This window comes from Actinotalea ferrariae (assembly GCF_019733465.1).
Taxonomy (GTDB): Bacteria; Actinomycetota; Actinomycetes; order Actinomycetales; family Cellulomonadaceae; genus Actinotalea; species Actinotalea ferrariae_A.
Window position 1 is genome coordinate 1 of sequence record NZ_JACVQL010000423.1, and the last position, 1,153, is coordinate 1,153.

Below are 1,153 nucleotides of genomic sequence, written 5' to 3' on the forward strand. Positions count from 1 at the left end.
GGCCCACGCTGCGCGACGCCGGCCCCGTCGGCCGCGGCGCGCTCGTCGCGCTCCTCGTCGCGACCGTCGTCGTCGCGACGTCCCTCACGGGGCCGTGGGACCCGCCGCTCACGGGCGAGGAGGCGCCGCTGCCGACCGCCACCCCGGGCACGCCGCCGCCGACGCTGCCGCCCGACCCGTTCACCGAGGCGCTGGACCAGGTCGACGTCCAGCCGTGGGACCTCACGTGGCTGGGGATCGCCCTCGCCGTCCTCGTCGCGTGCGGTGCCCTCTACCTGCTCGTCCGGCTCGTGCGCATGCTGCCCCGCCGGCGCCCCGAGGACCCGCCGGAGGACGGCGGCGTCGAGCCCGGCCAGACGGTCGGCGCGGCGGGCGGGACCCCCGACCTGCCGGCCCTGCGCGACGGCGTGCAGGGCGCCGGTGAGCACCTCGCGGCCCGCGTGCCGCCCGCCGACGCGGTGATCGCCGCGTGGGTCGCGCTCGAGGAGGCCGCGGACCGGTCCGGGCTGCACCGCGACCCGGCCGCGACGCCCACGGAGTTCACGGTCGAGGTGCTCGACCGCACGCCCGTCGACCCGGCCGCCATCCGCACGCTCCTCGTGCTCTACCTCCGCGCGCGCTTCAGCACCGACCCGCTCGGCCCGGACGACGTCGCCACGGCCACCGAGGCCGTGCGCACGCTCGCCGAGGGCCTGACCGCCCGCGACGACGGCGACGACGGGCCGGCCGACCCCGGAGCGCCGGACCCCCCGGCAGCACCGGGGCCACCGGGAGGGCCCACGTGAGCATCCCCCGCACCGTGTGGCCGCCCCTGGTCGCGGTCGCCGTCGCCCTCCTGTGCGGCCTGCTGGGCCTGCGGGGCGGTGACCCGCTGCTCGTGGGCCTCGTGACGTTCGTCGTCGTCGTGGTGTGGATGGCCCTCGCGGCGGGCGACGAGGACCCCTGGCCGCCGGACCGCCGCGACGACCGGGCCGGCACGCGCTCGGAGCTCTCGGTGCTGACGTGGGCGTTCATCGGCCGTGACGGGCGCGTCACGGAGGCCGCCGTGCGGCGCCTGCGCGAGCTCGCCGCGCACCGCCTCGCGCGTGCCGGGATGCCCGTCCCCGCCGGGCTCGGCCCCCGCCGTGCGGGCGTCGTCCAGCCGCCGTCGGAC

The 1,153-nt window shown here is 79.8% G+C and carries 2 protein-coding genes; both read left to right on the plus strand.

All coding sequences use genetic code 11. The features are described 5' to 3' along the window. A partial coding sequence (locus tag ICW40_RS20550) for a DUF4129 domain-containing protein (protein ID WP_221655821.1) occupies positions 1–785 on the plus strand: 785 nt, incomplete at its 5' end. After that, the coding region (locus ICW40_RS20555) for a hypothetical protein (protein WP_221655822.1) at positions 782–1,153 on the plus strand (372 nt) is incomplete at its 3' end. The genes ICW40_RS20550 and ICW40_RS20555, both read left to right, overlap by 4 nt.